The sequence below is a fragment of the Anaerotignum sp. genome (assembly GCF_017483025.1).
Classification (GTDB): domain Bacteria; phylum Bacillota; class Clostridia; order Lachnospirales; family Anaerotignaceae; genus Anaerotignum_A.
Window position 1 is genome coordinate 51,419 of the sequence record NZ_JAFUMA010000066.1, and the last position, 18,013, is coordinate 69,431.

The following is an 18,013-nucleotide window of genomic DNA, read 5'->3' on the forward strand; positions in this document are numbered from 1 at the left end:
TATAATATATTGAATGGTATGCATTCAAATGATATGAAAAAAATATAAAAAAGGAGAAAAAAACATGGAAACTTTTGCAAGCATCGTCAGCTCAATCAGCGGCTTTTTATACAGCTATATCCTGATCGCCCTGCTGATCGCAGCAGGACTTTACTTCACCGTTCGGACAGGCTTCGTGCAATTCCGCCTCTTCGGTGAATCCATTCGCGTCATTAAAGAACCCAGCAAGGATAAGGAAGCCATTTCCTCCTTCCAGGCTTTGATGGTATCTACAGCTTCCCGTGTCGGCACAGGCAACGTGGTCGGTGTCACAGGTGCCATCATCGCAGGCGGCCCCGGCGCCGTTTTCTGGATGTGGCTCATCGCCATCATCGGCAGTGCTTCCGCCTTCGTGGAATCCACGCTGGCGCAGATTTATAAGAAAAAAGGCAACAATGGCTCCTACGGCGGCCCCGCTTACTACATCAAGCAGGCCATCGGCTCCCCCGCTCTGGGCGGTGCCTTTGCCATCGCTCTGATTTTGACTTACATGGGCGGCTTCAACGCTTTGGCATCCTTCAATATGACAGACTTCGTAAAGGTATACGTGCCCGGTGAAAATGCTTCTCTTTATATCGGCGCAGCCATCGCTGTTCTGGCAGGCATCGTCATCCTGGGCGGCGGCAAACGTATCTCCAATGTAACAAAGGTTCTGGTTCCTATCATGGCAGGCACATATATCCTGGCTGCCCTGGTGGTAGTCATCCTGAATATCGAAAACCTGCCCATAGTATTCACAAGCATCTTCTCCGAAGCCTTCAGCACCACTTCCGTTTTCGGTGGCCTTTTGGGTGCGGCTATGATGAATGGTATCAAGAGAGGTCTGTATTCCAACGAAGCAGGTATCGGTTCTGCCCCCAACGCAGCCGCTTCTGCTGATGTTTCCCACCCCGTAAAGCAGGGACTGGTGCAGATGCTTTCCGTATTCATCGATACCCTTCTGATCTGCTCCGCAACAGCCTTCATGATCCTGTGTACCGATCTGGACGCTTCCGCTTACATCGATGCCGCAGGCAACACCATGAACGCAGCCTATATTCAGGATTCCCTGATCGCAAACTTCGGCCCCGCCGGCAGCGTATTCATCACGCTGGCTCTGGTGCTGTTTGCCTTCACCACACTGGTGGGCAACTATTTCTACGCAGAAATGAACATCAGTTATCTGTATAAAAACGCCACAAAGAACAAGGGCTTCATGATGTTCTATCGTCTCCTGGCGGTAGCTATCATCTTCATCGGTGCTCAGTTCAGCGCAGGTCTGGCATGGGACCTGGCGGACGTTCTGATGGGCGTGATGGCGCTGATCAACGTACCTGTCTGCCTGATTTTGGGCAAAACAGCCTATAAGGCCCTGGCAGATTATATTTCCCAGAAAAAAGCGGGTAAAAACCCTGTTTTCCGCGCTTCCGATATCGGCGTAAGCGGCACAGATTACTGGAACGAATAATATATTGAAAAGAAACCTCAGTTTTGGGGTTTCTTTTTTGTTTCAGGTTTGACAAAGCAATCACAGGTGGTTTAAAATAAGCAAAGAATATCCCCAGAAGCAAAAAGGCCGCGGCCTTTGACAGAGATAGAGGTGAAAACAGGATGAACGGCGCAGAAAGACGCAAGCAAATTTTAACATTGATAAAAGGATCTTCCACGCCACTTTCCGGCGGCACACTGGGCAGTGCCCTTGGGGTCAGCCGTCAGGTGATCGTGCAGGATATCGCCCTGCTGCGCACGGAAGGCCATTCTATCCTGGCCACCGCCCGGGGCTATCTTTTGGATGCACCGACGGAAACCGTGCGTCTCTTCAAGGTATGCCATGATGAAAAGCGTACGGAAGAAGAACTGACCACTATCGTCGATCTGGGCGGGTGCATCCTGGATGTCATGGTGAATCACAGAGTATACGGCAAGGTGTCCGCTCCCCTCAATATCAAAAATCGCAGAGATGTCCAGGCCTTCCTGAAGCATCTGAAAAGCGGAAAATCCTCTCCCCTTTTGAATGTGACTTCCGGCTATCATTTCCACCGTGTCTCCGCCGAAAGCGAAGAAATCCTGGATGAGATCGAAGAAGCTCTGCGTCAGAAAAATTTCCTGACGGAGGTTTTCCCCTACGAAAAAGAAGAATAAAAAATAATCATCAGGGAAGCCCTCCGCAGAGCAGATGCCCACTTTGCTGTATCCCAGACTATAGCCGTATTCTTTGATTTCTTTCAATGTTATAAAGGTTCATTTTCGTGTATACACACATTTTTATTGATTTTATTATTTCGCAGCATGTCCTTTTATCAAGGGATCCTCTCCAAAATGGAAGATTTTCGGGAAAAATAGCCGGAATATAGCGATTTTCCTTGAATTTGACGCAAAATAATGATAAAATATTTTGGTGAAATTTTATGGAGGAGGGTTCCTAATGTCAGGACATTCTAAGTTTGCAAATATCAAACATAAAAAAGAAAAAAACGACGCTAAGAAGGGTAAGATCTTCACAATGCTGGGCAGAGAAATCCAGGTAGCCGTAAAAGCCGGCGGCCCTGATCCTGCTGTAAACGGCAAACTGCGTGACGTTATCGCAAAATGTAAATCCAACAACATGCCCAACGATACCATCGACAGAAGTATCAAAAAAGCGGCTGGTAATGAAGAAGGCGTAGAATATGAAATGGTAACATACGAAGGCTATGGCCCCAACGGCGTAGCTGTTATCGTTGAAGTGCTGACAGATAACAGAAACCGTGCAGCAGCCAACGTAAGAAACGCATTCAACAAAGGCGGCGGCAACATGGGCAACAGCGGCTGTGTATCCTTCATGTTCGACGAAAAAGGCCTGATCGTGATCGATAAAGAAGAAATCGAAATGGACGAAGAAGAACTGATGATGGTTGCTCTGGACGCTGGTGCAGATGATTTCGCAGCAGAAGAAGACAGCTATGAAATCACAACAGCTCCCGATGATTTCTCCGCAGTGCGCGAAGCTCTGGAAGCAGCAGGCATTCCCATGGCAAGTGCAGAAGTAACAATGATCCCTCAGACATACACAGAACTGACATCTGAAGAAGATATCAAGAAGATGAACAAGCTGCTGGATCTGCTGGATGACGATGACGACGTTCAGAATACTTATCACAACTGGGATGAATAACTTCAAAGAAACAACAAAAAGAGTCCTTTCGGACTCTTTTTTATTTTCGCATTTTTTACTCCTGCAGGGAAAGCACCCCATCCTGCCACACGCCATAAATTTCTTCCAGCATGGTAAAGGGCTGCTGTCCGCGGAAAATTTCCGTCATTTTCTTTTCAAAAGCCTCTGCCGCATCTGTTTCCACCAGCACAATAAACTCCACCTTATCGGTATAAACCGTATCGAACAGTTCATGGCCATCCTGCAAAATCTCATACTGCACCTTACCGGAATCCGTATAATCCGCAATGACAGAATATTTGCGATAGAGCACCAACTCTGCAATACCTGCTGCCAGCAGACCTTCCTTGGCGGACTTGCCATAGGCCCGCACCAGACCGCCTGTGCCCAGCAGCGTGCCGCCGAAATAACGGGTCACCACGATGGCTGTATCCTTCACATCCTCGCCCTTTAGCACGCTCAAAACGGGCATGCCTGCCGTACCCTGGGGCTCGCCGTCGTCGCTGAAACGCTGCAGCTCATTTCTCTCCCCGATCTGGTAGGCAAATACGTTATGGGTGGCATTCCAGTATTTCTTTTTCATTTCTTCAATAAAAGCGCGGGCTTCTTCCTCTGTTTTCACAGGGCGCACCGTGGCGATGAAGCGGGATTTCTTTTCCACGATCTCCGCTTCCGCCTGCTCCAAAATCGTTCTATATTTTTTCAGCATCATAATCACCATTTTCAAAAATTCTTTATCCGTTTTTTCAGTATATCATAAATCATTTTTGCATGGAATACCGTTTTTTCGTCCATCCTAACAGCGAGGTGATAAAATTGATGAGAAAATATGAAAACCTCTGTGATCTGTTGGAACAAAACCCTGCGGCCCGCCGTTTCTTCGATACCCTGCCCGACTATGTGCAGGAAAGTATTCAGGAACGGGGCGACAATATCCGCTACGACAGAGACCTGAGGGGCTATGCTGAAAAACTGCTGAGAGGAGACGATTGATATGTTTGGGAGACAATATCGGGATCTGGCAGACCTGCTGCTGAATAACCAAAGGGCAAAAAATTTCTACAAAGACCTGCCTCAGGATGTAAAGCAGATCATCACCGATAATGGCAACGAGATCCGCACCATGAGCGCCCTGCGCCATTTTGCAAAAACAGCCACAAAAACCGACGATTGAAGAAAAGGCTATCTGAATCATCAGATAGCCTTTTTATTATTTCTGAAAACCCATCAGCTTTGCACAGTTATTGTAGAATACATCTTCCATCTGCTTTTCCGTCAGGCCGCTGGTCATCACCTTCATGGCTTCCACCACCGCGGGATGATAAGGGGCATCCGTGCCGAACATGATGCGGTCGGGGCCAACTTCTTCATAAGCCTCTTTGATCTTGGAAGGCATGGGCATGCCGCTCATCTCCAGATACAGATTGGGGTAACGCTTTGCCATTTTCAAAGACGCATCTATGTATACCCCGTGTCCGTGCCCCATATGGATCATCACCAGTTTTACATCAGGGTGTCTTTCCGCCAGGAGAGCGATGCTCCAGGGCAGAGAATAGGGAGGATGTCCGCAGTGCATGAAAACAGGGATATCCAGATCCTTCGCTGCTTCCATGATGGGATCCATCAGCTCTGCATCGGCAACATAGGCATGCTTCAAGGGGTTGGCCTTGATGCCTTTGAAGCCTTTATTCTGTACATAATCATAAATCATATCAACAGCCTTCTGACCATCCAGAGGATTTGGATATACCATACCCACAAAACGATCCGGATATTTTTGCACCGCATCCAGACAAATTTCATTCGGCTGAGAACAGAGCAATGTTTTTTCAATGTTATATTCATCCATCTGGGCAATCAGTTCTTCCGCATTGATGGCCAGCTTCGCCCAGCCGCCAAATTCACCAATATGGGCATGGGCATCTATTTTTTTGAATTCCTTTACGTCCATTTTTTACATCTCCTTCAATCTTTCCATAACGCCTGCTTTGCTGAATAATGTGACCAGAACTGCCCCTAAAACAATGCCTGTGATAGTCTGGGAGGTCAGCCCGGGCACGCTGGTGATGGCATAGGCCCAGTCGAACAAAGCGACCTTCGCCATTGTATACAGGAAGATCTGCACGATACCGCCCACTACAGAACCGATAAACCAGTTCCATTTCGCATTGGGCATGATCTTATCAATAAAGAGACCCATGATGCATGCCATGATATACTTGATAAAAAATGTAGGGAACACCCACTGCATATAGCCCCCCAACAAATCGGATAAAGCCGCCCCGATGCCGCCCGCCAGGGCTCCCTTCCTTGTACCCAGAAGCAAAACGCTCAGGAAGATCATGCAATCCCCCATATGGGAATAGCCATGGGGAGAAGGAATTTTGACCGCATAGACCCCGATGAATGTGATCGCCGCCATCATTGCCATTTTTGTCAGTTCTCTGTTGGAATAGGAATTTTTCATTTGTATCTCACCTTCTTTTGTAAATTTCAATTTTTATTTTACCATGGCAAAAAATAACTTCCTACCCTTTTACTATGTTTTATCAGGATTGTATGGGTTCAAATTTCAGATTTGTTTCGATACAATTTCATTAATTGATTTTCTTTACCTTTTTTGCTAGTATGTAAAATAGAAGATTATATGTAAAAATTTGAATATGGAGGAAAAACAATGTTAAACCGAAGAAATCTGACCCTGCTTGCCATCGGCATCGTACTTCTTTCCTGCTGTTTGCGCGGGCCTTTCACCAGCGTAGGCTCTATGGCCAGCATCGTACAGGAAAGCACAGGCCTTTCCAGCAGCAGCACCGGTATGCTGACCACCATCCCCCTGCTGGCTTTTGCGGTCGTTTCCCCCTTTGTGGGCACTCTCTGCAAGAAATTCGGCGCAGGGTATGTATTACTAGGCAGCTTACTTGTTCTTGTCCTTGGTACCCTCATTCGTCATTTCGGCGGCAACAGCTGTCTGTACATCGGTACTGCCATTGTCGGGGTCGGCATCGCCGTTGGCAACGTTCTGCCTCCTGCCATCATCAAAGTATATTTCCCTAATAAAATCGGTCTGATGACCTCTCTTTACAGCACTTGCATCTCCTTAGGTGCCAGCATCGCCAGCGCCATCGCTATCCCCATCGCCGTATCCTTCGGCTGGAAGGCTTCTCTTTTCGTCTGGCTGGTGCTGATCGTCCCTACTTTCCTGGTATGCCTGCCCAGCAAAAATATTCAGCTTGCGGACGAAAGCAACGGTAGCAGCAGCCATATCTATCGCCATCCCCTGACCTGGTGGATCACCCTTTATACAGGGGTACAGTCTCTGATGTTTTATTGCTTTGCCGCATGGCTGGCAAGCATCATTCAGGCAAAAGGCTTCGATTCCGCAATTGCAGGTCTTCTCGTTTCCGCCTTTATGCTGCTGTGCATCCCTACATCTTTCCTGACTCCTATTCTGGCGGCAAAAATGAAAAGTCAATCTTTTCTGGGGGCCGGTATCGGTCTGGCTTATGCTTTCGGAGTAACCTTCCTGCTTCTGGCAGATTCCGTTCCAATGATGATGATTGCCATCGTATGCGCCTCCCTTGCATCCGGCGGTACCTTCAGCTTCATCCTGTCTGCCTTTGGTATGCGTACCCAAAATGGCCAAGATGCCTCCAATCTTTCCGGTATCGCTCAGTGTGTAGGCTATATTCTGGCGGCGACAGGCCCCGTCCTCTTCGGTAAACTTTATGACACTACGCAGAGCTGGACGATTTCCATGTTCATTCTCATTGGCTCTGCCCTCTTCCTCGCTGTAGCAGGCTGGGTCATTGGGAAAGACTGCATCATCGAATAACCATCTGCATGAAAAAAAGCCGTGCTTTCGCACGGCTCTTTTTTTGATCAAATCACAATATAATTTTCGTTTTCATCCACGTCTACAGTCAAAGTTGCACCGGGCTCTACCTGATCAGCAATGATCTTTCTTGCCAGCAGGGTTTCCACATGACGCTGCACCAGTCGTTTCAGAGGTCTTGCGCCAAAGGCAGGGTCATAGCCTGTTTCGATAATATGTTCCTTGGCACGTTCTGTCAGTTCGCATTTCAGCTGTTTATCTGCCAGTCTGCCGTTCAGATCTTTCAGGATCAGATCAATGATATGAGTGATATTATCCTTTGTCAGAGGTTTATAGAATACGATTTCATCCAGTCTGTTCAGGAATTCAGGACGGAAGGACTGTTTCAGCATACCTTCCACCGCCGTTCTTGCGCTGTCTGTGATTTCACCGTTTTCATCGATGCCATCCAGCAGATAAGAAGAACCCAGGTTGGATGTCAGGATAATAACGGTATTTTTGAAATCTACCGTTCTGCCCTGAGAATCTGTGATACGACCATCATTCAGCACCTGCAGCAGAATATTGAATACATCTGGATGTGCCTTTTCCACTTCATCAAAGAGGATGACGGAATAAGGTTTGCGGCGTACGGCTTCTGTCAGCTGGCCGCCTTCTTCATAGCCCACATATCCGGGAGGCGCACCGATCAGACGGGACACGCTGAATTTTTCCATATATTCGGTCATGTCGATACGAACCATGTTCTTTTCATCATCAAAGAGACATTCCGCCAAGGTCTTCGCCAGTTCTGTCTTACCAACGCCCGTAGGGCCCAGGAACAGGAAGGAACCGATGGGTCTGTTAGGGCTTTGGATGCCCGCACGGCTTCTCAGAATGGCTTCGGAAACCTTTGTTACCGCTTCTTCCTGCCCTACTACTCTTTCGTGGAGGATATCTTCCATGTGGAGCAGTTTATCTCTTTCCCCTTCCATCAGCTTGGAAACAGGGATACCTGTCCAACGTTCGATGATGCGGGCGATTTCTTCGTCTGTCACCTTATCACGCAGCAAGGTGTTGCGCTCGCTGTTTTCGGCGATGCGTTCCTTTTCTTCCAGTTCCTTCTGCAGCTGAGGCAGTTTGCCATATTTCAGTTCCGCCGCCTTGTTCAAGTCATATTTGCGTTCTGCCGCTTCAATTTCGGCGTTTACATCTTCGATTTCTTCACGCAGTTTCTGCACTACGCCGATGGCATCCTTTTCATTCTGCCATTTTGCCTGCAGGGCTGCAAATTCATCACGCATTTCTGCCAGTTCGCGCTGAATTTCCTGCAGATGTTCTTTGGAAAGCTTATCATCTTCTTTTTTCAGAGCCGCTTCCTCAATTTCATGCTGGATGATCTTTCTCTGGATAATATCCAGTTCTGTAGGCATGGAATCCATTTCTGTACGGATCATGGCACAGGCTTCATCCACCAGGTCGATGGCCTTATCGGGCAGGAAACGGTCGGAGATATATCTGTTGGACAATGTCGCTGCCGCAATGATAGCCTGATCCTGAATTTTTACGCCATGGTAAACTTCATATCTTTCTTTCAGACCACGGAGGATGGCAATCGTGTCCTCAACAGTAGGTTCATTTACCAATACAGGCTGGAAACGACGTTCCAGTGCGGGGTCTTTTTCCACATACTGTCTGTATTCGTTCAGCGTTGTTGCGCCGATGCAGTGCAGTTCGCCTCTCGCCAGCATGGGTTTCAGCAGGTTGCCTGCGTCCATAGCACCTTCACTTTTGCCTGCGCCAACGATGGTATGCAGTTCATCGATGAAGAGGATAATCTTGCCTTCACTCTTCTTCACTTCGTTCAGGACTGCTTTCAATCTTTCTTCAAATTCCCCACGGAATTTCGCACCTGCGATCAGGGAACCCATATCCAGAGAGAAGATGGTCTTATCTTTCAGGCTGTTAGGCACATCCTCTTTTACAATACGCTGTGCCAGACCTTCGGCAATGGCTGTTTTACCAACGCCGGGTTCGCCGATCAGAACAGGGTTATTTTTTGTCTTTCTGGACAGGATACGGATGACGTTTCTGATTTCATCATCACGGCCGATGACAGGGTCAAGCTTTTTGCTTCTGGCTTTTTCCACCAGGTCTGTGCCGTATTTTTTCAGAGCATCATAAGTGGCTTCGGGGGAATCACTGGTCACGCGGGTATTGCCGCGAACAGTTGCCAGCATCTTCATGAAATCTTCTTTATTGACGTTATACTGACGGAACATTTCCTTCAGCACGCTATTAGGTGCGTTCACCATCGCCATAAAGATATGCTCCACGGAAACATATTCGTCTGTCATATTTTCCGCCAGCTTTTCTGCTGCGGTCAGGGTCTTTTCCAAATCTGCCGCAACTCTTGTCTGCCCGCCGCTGACACGAGGCATCCGCTTCACTTCATTTTCTACTGCCTGGGTCAGGCCGTTGACATTCACTTCCATTTTCTGCAGCAGCTGAGGAATTAGACCATCCTCTTGCTGCAGCAATGCCAACAGCAGATGCTGCTGATCCAGCATGGGGTTGCCGTATTCAATGGCGCTGGACTGGGCATTCTGGATGGCTTCCAGAGATTTCTGTGTAAATTTCTGCATATTCATATCCATTCCACCTTTCAAAAGGGATTGTTTTACCTAGTTCTTTCTATATTAACCAATGGTTTCTTCTCCTAACCACAGGACTTATTATACATTGTTAGCACTCAGTTGTAAAGAGTGCTAACAAAACTTTTTTGTAAAAGTTTTGTGAATAAAAAAAGGTATCCCCTTTCGGGGATACCTTGATTTCATCCTAAATACATGGAAAGCTCTGCAAATCTTGCGCTGCTATTTTCCGTTTCTTCCTCTTTTTTCTTGCCGCTGGCGTATTCCACCAGGAATTTCGTTTTCTCCCCATCGCCTTCCAGCATCTGTACGCTGACGATAGTCGCGCTCAGTTCCGCCTGCATGGTAAAGCCCTGCATCATTTCAGATTTACGGATGCGCTCTGCATTACGCTTTTCCTGCATCTTTTTGAAAATAGACATATTTCTACTCCTCTTATTTATAAGACTGTGTCGTCTCGATACCGATGGTGAATGTACTTTCATTCCATGTCACACCCATATCCAGCAGCTGTGCCAGGTCGCGCAGCTTATAATAGGTATAGTCGTTGATGGTAAAGGCGCTGACGCTCTTTTTCACCCCATCGCAGTAGAGCTTCGCGGTGGATGTGGTGGCATAGGTATCCCCGTATCTGCCAGCAGAAGAACTGCCGGAGGAAGAATAGGGAACGCCTTTGAACAGATGAATCGCCAGATTGCTTTCATCCCAGAAGGTCTGGAACTGCTTGCTTGTGCCATTGACCGCCCCGGCAATATCTCTCAGCTTGAAGTATGTATAATCGTCGATGGTATAGACCTGGAAATCCACCGCCCTGCCATCTACTGTCACCTTAGCACGGCCTGCATATGCCCATTTTTTCTCTACATTTACGGGCTTTTCAGGTTCAGGTTCGGGAACGACAACAGGCTTGTCCACTTCTGCATAATATGCCTGCAAAGCATCGGCACAGCCCTGTCTGTTGTTCAGCAGATCACGCAGGCTGAAAAAGAAGCTGCCATTTACGTTATAGTCTTCGTTGACTTCCAGCTGCTCTGTCACTTCCGCCGCAACAACATCTTTATAAATACCGTGGCCAATATACAGCTTTACGCCTGTCCCTTCCACAACGTCGCTCCACCATTCTACCAACGTTTCATAATCGGCGTAGGCATTGCCCTGTTCCCAGTAGATCTGGGGCACGATATAATCCACCCAGCCTTTTTCTACCCATTTTTTCGCATCGCCAAAAACGGAATAATAGCCTTCTGTGCCCCTTGTGGCTGAACCTTCGTCATCAGAAGTGCTGTTTTTCCAGATACCCATGGGGCTGATGCCGAATTCTACAGAGGAATCGGCGTTTTTGATGGTCTTGTAAACCTTTTTGATCAGATCATCCACATTTCCGCGGCGTTCATTTGCCACCACGCCGTCCCTGTCCTCTCCCTCGGGCAGAGGATAATTGGAAGGATAGAAATAGTCGTCAAAATGGATGGCATCCACATCGTAGTTTTCCACGATTTCTTCCACTGTATCGCAGATGTACTCCTGCACGTCCCCATTGGCAGGGTCGTAATACATAGCCCCATTATAGGTCAGGATCCAATCGGGGTGCTGTCTCGCCATATTATCAGCAGAAAGAGCCGTCAGGTCTGTGCCGGAAGTAGTGATGCGGTAGGGGTTCATCCATGCATGGAATTCCATGCCCCTCTTATGGGTCTCTTCGATCATAAATTCCATCGGATCATAACCGGGGTCCATGCCCTGCACTCCCGTCAGTACGGCACTCCAGGGGTTCAAGTCGGATTCATAGAAGGCATCGCCCTTAGGGCGCACCTGAACCACAACCGTATTCAGCCCCAATTCCTGGGCCTTCTCCAGCTTCTGGATAAATTCGTTCTTCTGGGCATCCTCATTATTCGTGGTAGAGGGATAATCGGCACTGTAGACCGTAGAGATCCAGACTGCCCGCATATCCGTTGCGTCCGCCGCATAAACCTCCTGGGCGCCGATGCTCACCACGCTGATCACACCACAAAGGACACCTGTACAAAGTTTTTTCAAATATTTATTCATATGTATCACCTGATTTCTTCTGATTTTAAAATTATGTCTTTTCCCCTAATGGTATCAGTTTATCATAGAATCCCCGGAAAAAACATTACAAAAACCTTAAACTTCTTCCCGAAAAAGAGATTGCATAAATTTTCTATTTGCATTAAGATAGATACATCCTATCCTTTGATAGAAAAAACGAAAGATATGAGGTGGATTCCCATGAGATACGGCCTGATCGGCGAAAAATTAGGACACAGCTTTTCCAAGATCATCCATGAACAGCTGGCGGACTATACATACGACCTGATTCCCTTAACGAGAGAAGAACTGGATACCTTTATGACGGAAAAGAAATTCTCCGCTCTGAATGTGACCATTCCCTATAAAGAAACTGTCATCCCCTATCTGGATGAAGTGGATGCCCACGCACAGAAGATCGGCGCGGTCAATACCATCGTCAACAGAGGCGGCAAGCTCAAAGGCTATAACACAGACTTTTACGGCTTCCGCTATATGCTGCAGAATAACGGCATCGACGTGGCAGGAAAAAAAGCCCTGGTGCTGGGCAAAGGCGGCGCATCCAAGGCAATCATCGCTGTTTTGGAAGAGCTGGGCGCATCTGAAATTTTAACGGTATATTATAAGGAAAACCCCGCTACTATCACATACGAAGAATGTTATAAAAACCATTCCGACGCAGAGATCATTGTCAACACAACACCTGTGGGCATGTATCCCAAATCCGATGACTGCCCCATCGATTTGAGCAGATTCCCCAATCTGAGCGGTATTGCAGATGTAGTATATAATCCCTTGCGCACACAGCTCATTTTAGAGGCAGAAAAAAGAGGCATCAACGCGGCGGGTGGCCTGGAAATGCTGGTGGCTCAGGCAAAATATGCTGTGGAAATTTTTCTGGATACCCAAATCGACGATGCCCGCATCGCAGAGATCAACACCGGTCTGGTGAAAGAACGCTCCAACCTGGTGCTGGTGGGCATGAGCGGCTGCGGCAAGACCACCCTGGGCAAGCTGGCGGCAGAAAAGCTGGGCAAGACCTTTGTGGATACGGATGAAATCATCGTGGAACGCATCGGCATGCCCATCTCCGATTTCTTTGCTAAAGAAGGGGAACCTGCCTTCCGTGCCATCGAAACAGAAGTACAGCATGAGGTTTCCAACCTGAATAATGCAGTCATCTCTACCGGCGGCGGCATCGTGAAAAATCCCCTGAATGTGGAATATCTGCGCCGCAACGGGCGCACCATCTGGCTGAAAAGAGAAGGCGACCTGCTCCAGAGCGGCCACGGCAGACCCCTTGCCCCCGATCAGGCGGCTACCCTGAAGCTCTATCAGGAACGTATCCCCCTTTACACCGCGGCAGCAGAAGCCGTTGCCGAAAATAGCGGTACTCTGGAGGAAGGCCTGGAAGCCATCCTTGCGGCCTATGAAAAAACACTGAAATAAATAAATCAATACAACAAACAAAGCCCCCTTCCCGATTTGGGAAGGGGGTTCTTTTGTAATAGAGGGGTGTACTTTGAGTTTATTTATATGCTATCTTTTATTCGTGATGATGTTTTTCGTCGATATCATTTACAGGGGGTTCCAATCCTTCGATTGTAACATTGTTTTTCTGTGCATAGTCCCACAGGGCAGCATGCAATGCTTCCTCCGCCAGACAGGAACAGTGTACCTTTACAGGAGGCAGACCATCCAGGGCTTCCATAACAGCTTTATTTGTTACTTCCAGTGCTTCCTGAATTGTTTTGCCTTTTACCAGTTCTGTCGCCATGGAGCTTGTGGCAACGGCTGCGCCGCAGCCAAATGTTTTGAATTTCGCATCCTGAATGATGCCGTCTTCGATTTTCAGATATACTTTCATGATGTCGCCGCATTTCATATTGCCTACCTGGCCAATGCCGCTGGCATCTTCAATCTCGCCAACATTTCTGGGATTCATAAAATGATCCATTACCTTTTCGCTGTATTCCATAAAGGATCCTCCTTTGTATATTCCTAGTTTTCTATATTTCCAATCTTATTATCATTTTTCTTTCATTATTTATTTGCTTTCATCGCATCTTCGTAAACAGGAGACATATCTCTCAGTCTCTGTACGATGCCGGGCAGTTTTTCCAGAATGAAATCAACTTCTTCTTCTGTGTTATCTCTGTCCATAGTCAATCTCAGGGAGCCATGAGCTGTTTCATGAGGCAAACCAATCGCCATCAGCACGTGAGAAGGATCCAGGGAACCGGATGTGCAGGCAGAACCGCTGGAAGCGGCAATACCCAGTGCATCCAACAGAAGCAGCAGAGATTCACCTTCGATATAGGAGAAGGAAATATTTGCGTTGCCGGGCAGTCTGTCTACAGGATGACCATTCAGACGGCTGTAAGGGATGCTTTCCAGAATACCCTTGATCAGTTTATCTCTCAAAGCCACCAGTCTTGCTGTCGTTGTTTCCATTTCTGCCACTGCCAGTTCTGCGGCCTTACCAATACCTACGATACCGGGGATATTTTCTGTGCCGGCACGCTGTTTCTTTTCCTGTGCGCCGCCAAAGATCAGAGGTGTTACTTTTGTACCTTTTCTGATATACAGAGCGCCGATGCCCTTAGGTGCGCCCAACTTATGACCGCTCATGGACAGCAGGTCGATATGCATTGCTTCTACATCGATAGGTACATGGCCTACAGCCTGTACAGCATCTGTGTGGAACAGAACGCCATGTTTTCTTGCGATTTCACCGATTTCTTTGATAGGCTGAATTGTACCGATTTCGTTGTTAGCAAACATTACGGAAATCAGGACTGTTTCAGGGCGGATAGCCTGTTCCAGTTCTTCCAGAGAAATCTTGCCATATTCATCTACGCCCAGGTATGTTACTTCTACGCCATGTTTTTCCAGATATTCTGCTGTGTGCAGGATGGCGTGATGTTCAATCTTTGTTGTGATGATATGGTTGCCTTTGGAAGCGTATGCTTCTGCCACGCCTCTCAGAGCTGTATTGTCGCTTTCAGAACCGCCGGCTGTGAAATAAATTTCATCAGGCTGCGCATTGATGGCTGCTGCCACCTGTGCTCTTGCATTTTCCAGGGCTCTTTTGCTTTCTTTTGCAACGGCGTATACGCTAGAAGCATTGCCGTAATGTTCTCTAAAATAAGGCAGGATTTCCTGCAGTACTTCTTCTCTTACAGGTGTTGTTGCTGCGTTGTCAAAATACATTTTTGTACTCATATAAAATCTCCTCTCACTCTCTTATTTATATATCATAGTATTTTTATATGCTTTGTGTGATTTAAATGTATCATCTTTACCGACATATGTCAATAGGAAACTGTAATCTTTCCCAAATTCTTGATAAATGTTTTACTCCTTGAATAAAATATGCGAAAACTTCACATTTTGCGAATATTTTTCAACTTTTTCATTGTATCTGTGTCGCTACCTTTTCCGTCCAAATAATTATCCGTATAATAAGAAATGAGTTTTCGTGGGTAAATAATATTTATCCTGAAATCGGTTAGAATATAAAAAGTTTTCACCGCAATTTGTTTTTTGATTCATTTGCGGAGAAGATTTTTGGCAAGATAAAAGAGGTGAACCAATGGAATTCAAAGATCGCTTAAAAGCGCTTAGAAAAGAAAAAAAACTGACCCAGGTCAAGCTGGGCGAAATGCTCAACTATGGTTATACAGCGATCGCTAACTATGAATCCGGTCGAAATCAGCCTTCTATCCCCGATCTGAAAAAGATCGCTTCTATTTTCAATGTATCCATGGATTATCTGCTGGGGGTCAATGATATCCGTCACCCCTACGTGATCGATGATGAAACTGCTGAATTCAATGAATTCCGCCGCTATTATGCCATGCTGAATGATGACAGCAAGGATGACCTGATGCTGTATATGCAGTTCTTGGTAGACCGCCAGTCTCGCATAAAGCCCCATCTGCAAAACCTGACCTATGGAGAGCATGAGCCAAAGAGCACGGTCCTAAGAGTGGCACAGAAGCCTGAAGAATATCGCTAAAAACCAAAAGACTATGGAAAATCCCATAGTCTTTTTTATTTTATCGGATCACACCGCAGGCAATCTTCATCCCACTATTCCCCGCAGGCTGGGTCATAAAATCATCCGGGTGCAGATGGATAACTACCGTTCGCCCGATGACATCTTCCGGCATGAACCTGTCTGTCAGTACTGCCATATATGCGCTGCCGTTGTTGGAAAAGAGAGGCGGCAAATCCCCCGCATGGTAAGGATGCTCACAGTTTTTCGGGTTGTAATGCCCCTTCGTTTCCGCAAAATCATCCCCGCCGCAGCCTGTGCCTTCATGAATATGGAAACCGAATACCCCGCCACAGGTATTCTGCTCCGGCAGGCCGCTGATATCCGCAATGACCATCACGCCACCATTCATCTGAAAAAGCCATACCGTCCCTTTCAGATCAGGATAAACAGCGGAGCCCCTCAGCATTGCCACAGCAGAGGGCATATTCTCCAGCTCCTCTAAGATATCCATTTGAAATTCCCGCAAAGAAACCATTTTCTTCTCCCCTTTTTCACCATCCTATCCCTAATGCTTATCCTTTGTGCAAAAGAAAAAGGACTACGAAATGTAGTCCTAATATCCACATGCATTATTTTTCTATAATAAGTTCTCTGGCTGCCGCTAATGTGGTCTCCGTCACGTCGCTGCCGCCCATCAGCCTTGCCACTTCCAGCACGGAGCCTTCCCCCTCCAGCGGAGTGACTTTAGTCGTCGTTTCTTCACCGTTGCTTTCCTTTTCGATAAGAAAATGGCTGTCTGCCATAGCTGCAATCTGGGGCAGATGGGTAATGCAAAGGATCTGACGCTTTCCTCCAAGGAATCGCATCTTTTCGCCCACCTTGCGGGCTGTTCTGCCGCTGACACCGGTGTCGATCTCGTCGAAAATAAACGTCCCGATCTCATCCGCATCTACCAGCACCGTTTTCAGTGCCAGCATGACGCGGCTCATTTCCCCGCCAGATGCGATCTTTGCCAGGGGCTTCAGGCTTTCCCCTGCATTGGCGGAGATCAGGAATTCCACCTTATCTTTGCCGTCTGCACCCCAGTCGGCTTTTTCGTCGATCTGGATATGGAATCTGGCATTTTTCATTTCCATATCCTGTAGGGCTGCTTCAATCTGTTCCGCAACCTGCTCTGCCGTGGCTTTTCTGCGGGCAGTCAGGGTATCCGCCGCCTGTGTCAGTTTTTTCAGTTCCTTTTCCTTTTCCGCCATCAATTCAGCCACTATTTCGCTGCTGTTGGAAAGGAAATCCAATTCTTCCACCACTTTATCATAAAAGGCCAGGGCAGCTTCTACGCTGCCGCCATATTTTCGTTTTAATTTGTAAATCAGCTGCAGGCGTTCCTCGATCTCCTCCAGAGTTTCGGGGTCAGCTTCCTGTCTGTCCGCTTCCCGTTTCAGTTCCCTTGCCGCATCTTCTACTGCCGCATAGGCATCCGCCAGTGCATCCACAAAGGACTGCAGACTGTTGTCGTATTCCGCTGCTTCCTGCAGTTTTGCCAGGGCATCCCCCAACTGGTCACAGGCAGAAGGCATATCTCTATTGCCATCATAAAGGAGCGCAATGCTTTCCCCCGTCAGATGCATCAGCTTTTCCATGCTGCCCAGTCGTTTTTTCTGCTCCAGCAGCTCTTCTTCCTCTCCTAAACGCAATTCTCCCGCTTCCAATTCTTCTTTTTGGAAGGAAAGGATATCCATGCGCTGTTCCCTCTGGCTTTCATCCCCCATAAGGGCATCCAACTGTTTCTCCAGCTCCTTCAATGCATGCCAGCTTCTCTTATATTCCTCCATAGCATCGCCAAAGCCTGCGCCGCAGAAACGATCCAGCAGGCGGATATGCTTCGAAGGGTTCAACAGGGACTGATGCTCATGCTGTCCATAAATATCGATCAGGTCTTCGGCAATTTCCTTCAACATACCAACGGTGACCGTGGAGCCATTGACACGGCAGACGGATTTCCCCGTTTCGCTGAGAGTACGGGTGATAAGGACAGAGCCGTCCTCTTCCGGCTCGATGCCATTTTCCTCCAGTTTTTCCCGCAAGGCTTTTGTATCCACAGCAAATAAAGCCTCTACAGAAGCCTGTTTTTCGCCGCGGCGCAGAAAGTCCTTCCCTGCTCTGCCGCCCAGGGCAAACTGCAGAGAATCGATGACCATGGATTTACCCGCGCCCGTTTCGCCCGTCAGGATATTCAGCCCCTCCCCAAAGGAAATCTCACTTTCCCTGATGAGTGCCACATTTTTGATATGCAGATGTTCCAGCATAAAGCGTCCCTC

Annotated in this window: 18 protein-coding genes; 8 read left to right on the plus strand and 10 right to left on the minus strand. The window is 47.6% G+C overall.

Features of this window, described 5'->3' with window-relative positions:
* The first annotated feature begins 64 nt into the window (after nucleotides 1-64).
* The 3 genes from IJ369_RS05710 (at nucleotide 65) to IJ369_RS05720 (ending at nucleotide 3,172) form a co-directional block, all read left to right on the plus strand.
* Nucleotides 65-1,486: an alanine/glycine:cation symporter family protein gene (locus IJ369_RS05710; protein ID WP_290717097.1), complete on the plus strand. Its 1,422-nt coding sequence runs from the start codon at nucleotides 65-67 to the stop codon at nucleotides 1,484-1,486.
* Between the two features lie 143 nt (nucleotides 1,487-1,629).
* Entirely contained in the window at nucleotides 1,630-2,160 is a 531-nt protein-coding gene (locus tag IJ369_RS05715; protein ID WP_290717100.1) for a transcription repressor NadR, read from the plus strand.
* Nucleotides 2,161-2,443: 283 nt separating this feature from the next.
* Nucleotides 2,444-3,172: a YebC/PmpR family DNA-binding transcriptional regulator gene (locus IJ369_RS05720; RefSeq protein WP_290717102.1), complete on the plus strand. Its 729-nt coding sequence runs from the start codon at nucleotides 2,444-2,446 to the stop codon at nucleotides 3,170-3,172.
* A 55-nt stretch (nucleotides 3,173-3,227) separates the two neighbouring features.
* Here the strand turns inward: IJ369_RS05720 and IJ369_RS05725 are convergent, their stop codons facing one another.
* Nucleotides 3,228-3,893 carry a YigZ family protein gene (locus IJ369_RS05725; RefSeq protein WP_330612949.1) on the minus strand — a complete coding sequence of 222 codons (666 nt, stop codon included), beginning with the start codon at nucleotides 3,891-3,893 and terminating at the stop codon, nucleotides 3,228-3,230.
* Between the two features lie 98 nt (nucleotides 3,894-3,991).
* Between IJ369_RS05725 and IJ369_RS05730 the strand changes: the two genes are divergently transcribed.
* Nucleotides 3,992-4,165: a hypothetical protein gene (locus tag IJ369_RS05730; protein WP_290717104.1), complete on the plus strand. Its 174-nt coding sequence runs from the start codon at nucleotides 3,992-3,994 to the stop codon at nucleotides 4,163-4,165.
* 1 nt (nucleotide 4,166) lies between these two features.
* Nucleotides 4,167-4,346, plus strand: a complete 180-nt coding sequence (locus IJ369_RS05735) for a hypothetical protein (RefSeq protein WP_290717106.1) — start codon at nucleotides 4,167-4,169, stop codon at nucleotides 4,344-4,346.
* Between the two features lie 36 nt (nucleotides 4,347-4,382).
* Here the strand turns inward: IJ369_RS05735 and IJ369_RS05740 are convergent, their stop codons facing one another.
* Both IJ369_RS05740 and IJ369_RS05745 read right to left on the minus strand, forming a co-directional pair.
* Nucleotides 4,383-5,123: an amidohydrolase family protein gene (locus IJ369_RS05740; RefSeq protein ID WP_290717108.1), complete on the minus strand. Its 741-nt coding sequence runs from the start codon at nucleotides 5,121-5,123 to the stop codon at nucleotides 4,383-4,385.
* A gap of 3 nt (nucleotides 5,124-5,126) precedes the next feature.
* The gene (locus tag IJ369_RS05745; RefSeq protein ID WP_290717110.1) at nucleotides 5,127-5,639 is read right to left on the minus strand and encodes an ECF transporter S component; all 513 of its coding nucleotides are present in this window, start codon (nucleotides 5,637-5,639) and stop codon (nucleotides 5,127-5,129) included.
* A gap of 210 nt (nucleotides 5,640-5,849) precedes the next feature.
* On the opposite strand from IJ369_RS05745, the gene IJ369_RS05750 reads away from it, so the two are divergent.
* Nucleotides 5,850-7,007: an MFS transporter gene (locus IJ369_RS05750; RefSeq protein ID WP_290717112.1), complete on the plus strand. Its 1,158-nt coding sequence runs from the start codon at nucleotides 5,850-5,852 to the stop codon at nucleotides 7,005-7,007.
* 47 nt (nucleotides 7,008-7,054) lie between these two features.
* On the opposite strand, the gene clpB is transcribed toward IJ369_RS05750, so the two are convergent.
* The 3 genes from clpB to IJ369_RS05765 all read right to left on the minus strand — a co-directional run bounded on the left by clpB (nucleotide 7,055) and on the right by IJ369_RS05765 (nucleotide 11,692).
* Nucleotides 7,055-9,637 (minus strand): ATP-dependent chaperone ClpB, encoded by a 2,583-nt coding sequence (gene clpB, locus IJ369_RS05755; protein ID WP_290717114.1) that lies wholly within the window; start codon nucleotides 9,635-9,637, stop codon nucleotides 7,055-7,057.
* Nucleotides 9,638-9,822: 185 nt separating this feature from the next.
* Nucleotides 9,823-10,062 (minus strand): hypothetical protein, encoded by a 240-nt coding sequence (locus IJ369_RS05760; RefSeq protein ID WP_290717115.1) that lies wholly within the window; start codon nucleotides 10,060-10,062, stop codon nucleotides 9,823-9,825.
* A gap of 13 nt (nucleotides 10,063-10,075) precedes the next feature.
* Nucleotides 10,076-11,692 (minus strand): glycoside hydrolase family 10 protein, encoded by a 1,617-nt coding sequence (locus IJ369_RS05765; protein WP_290717116.1) that lies wholly within the window; start codon nucleotides 11,690-11,692, stop codon nucleotides 10,076-10,078.
* 201 nt (nucleotides 11,693-11,893) lie between these two features.
* Between IJ369_RS05765 and IJ369_RS05770 the strand changes: the two genes are divergently transcribed.
* Nucleotides 11,894-13,141, plus strand: coding sequence for a shikimate kinase (locus IJ369_RS05770; RefSeq protein WP_290717117.1), 1,248 nt, complete (start codon nucleotides 11,894-11,896; stop codon nucleotides 13,139-13,141).
* A 97-nt stretch (nucleotides 13,142-13,238) separates the two neighbouring features.
* Here IJ369_RS05770 and nifU read toward each other — a convergent pair whose 3' ends face one another.
* Both nifU and nifS read right to left on the minus strand, forming a co-directional pair.
* Nucleotides 13,239-13,670 carry a Fe-S cluster assembly scaffold protein NifU gene (nifU, locus tag IJ369_RS05775; RefSeq protein WP_290717118.1) on the minus strand — a complete coding sequence of 144 codons (432 nt, stop codon included), beginning with the start codon at nucleotides 13,668-13,670 and terminating at the stop codon, nucleotides 13,239-13,241.
* A gap of 65 nt (nucleotides 13,671-13,735) precedes the next feature.
* Complete coding sequence (gene nifS / locus IJ369_RS05780) at nucleotides 13,736-14,917, minus strand: cysteine desulfurase NifS (RefSeq protein ID WP_290717120.1); 1,182 nt, start codon at nucleotides 14,915-14,917, stop codon at nucleotides 13,736-13,738.
* Between the two features lie 370 nt (nucleotides 14,918-15,287).
* Here nifS and IJ369_RS05785 point away from each other — a divergent pair, with 370 nt between their 5' ends.
* Entirely contained in the window at nucleotides 15,288-15,713 is a 426-nt protein-coding gene (locus tag IJ369_RS05785) for a helix-turn-helix domain-containing protein (protein WP_290717121.1), read from the plus strand.
* A 40-nt stretch (nucleotides 15,714-15,753) separates the two neighbouring features.
* Here IJ369_RS05785 and IJ369_RS05790 read toward each other — a convergent pair whose 3' ends face one another.
* Together IJ369_RS05790 and recN are read right to left on the minus strand one after the other, a co-directional pair.
* The gene (locus IJ369_RS05790; RefSeq protein ID WP_290717123.1) at nucleotides 15,754-16,230 is read right to left on the minus strand and encodes a superoxide dismutase family protein; all 477 of its coding nucleotides are present in this window, start codon (nucleotides 16,228-16,230) and stop codon (nucleotides 15,754-15,756) included.
* Between the two features lie 94 nt (nucleotides 16,231-16,324).
* On the minus strand, nucleotides 16,325-18,001 hold the full coding sequence (recN, locus tag IJ369_RS05795) for a DNA repair protein RecN (protein ID WP_290717126.1): 1,677 nt from the start codon (nucleotides 17,999-18,001) through the stop codon (nucleotides 16,325-16,327).
* Nucleotides 18,002-18,013 lie beyond the last annotated feature (12 nt).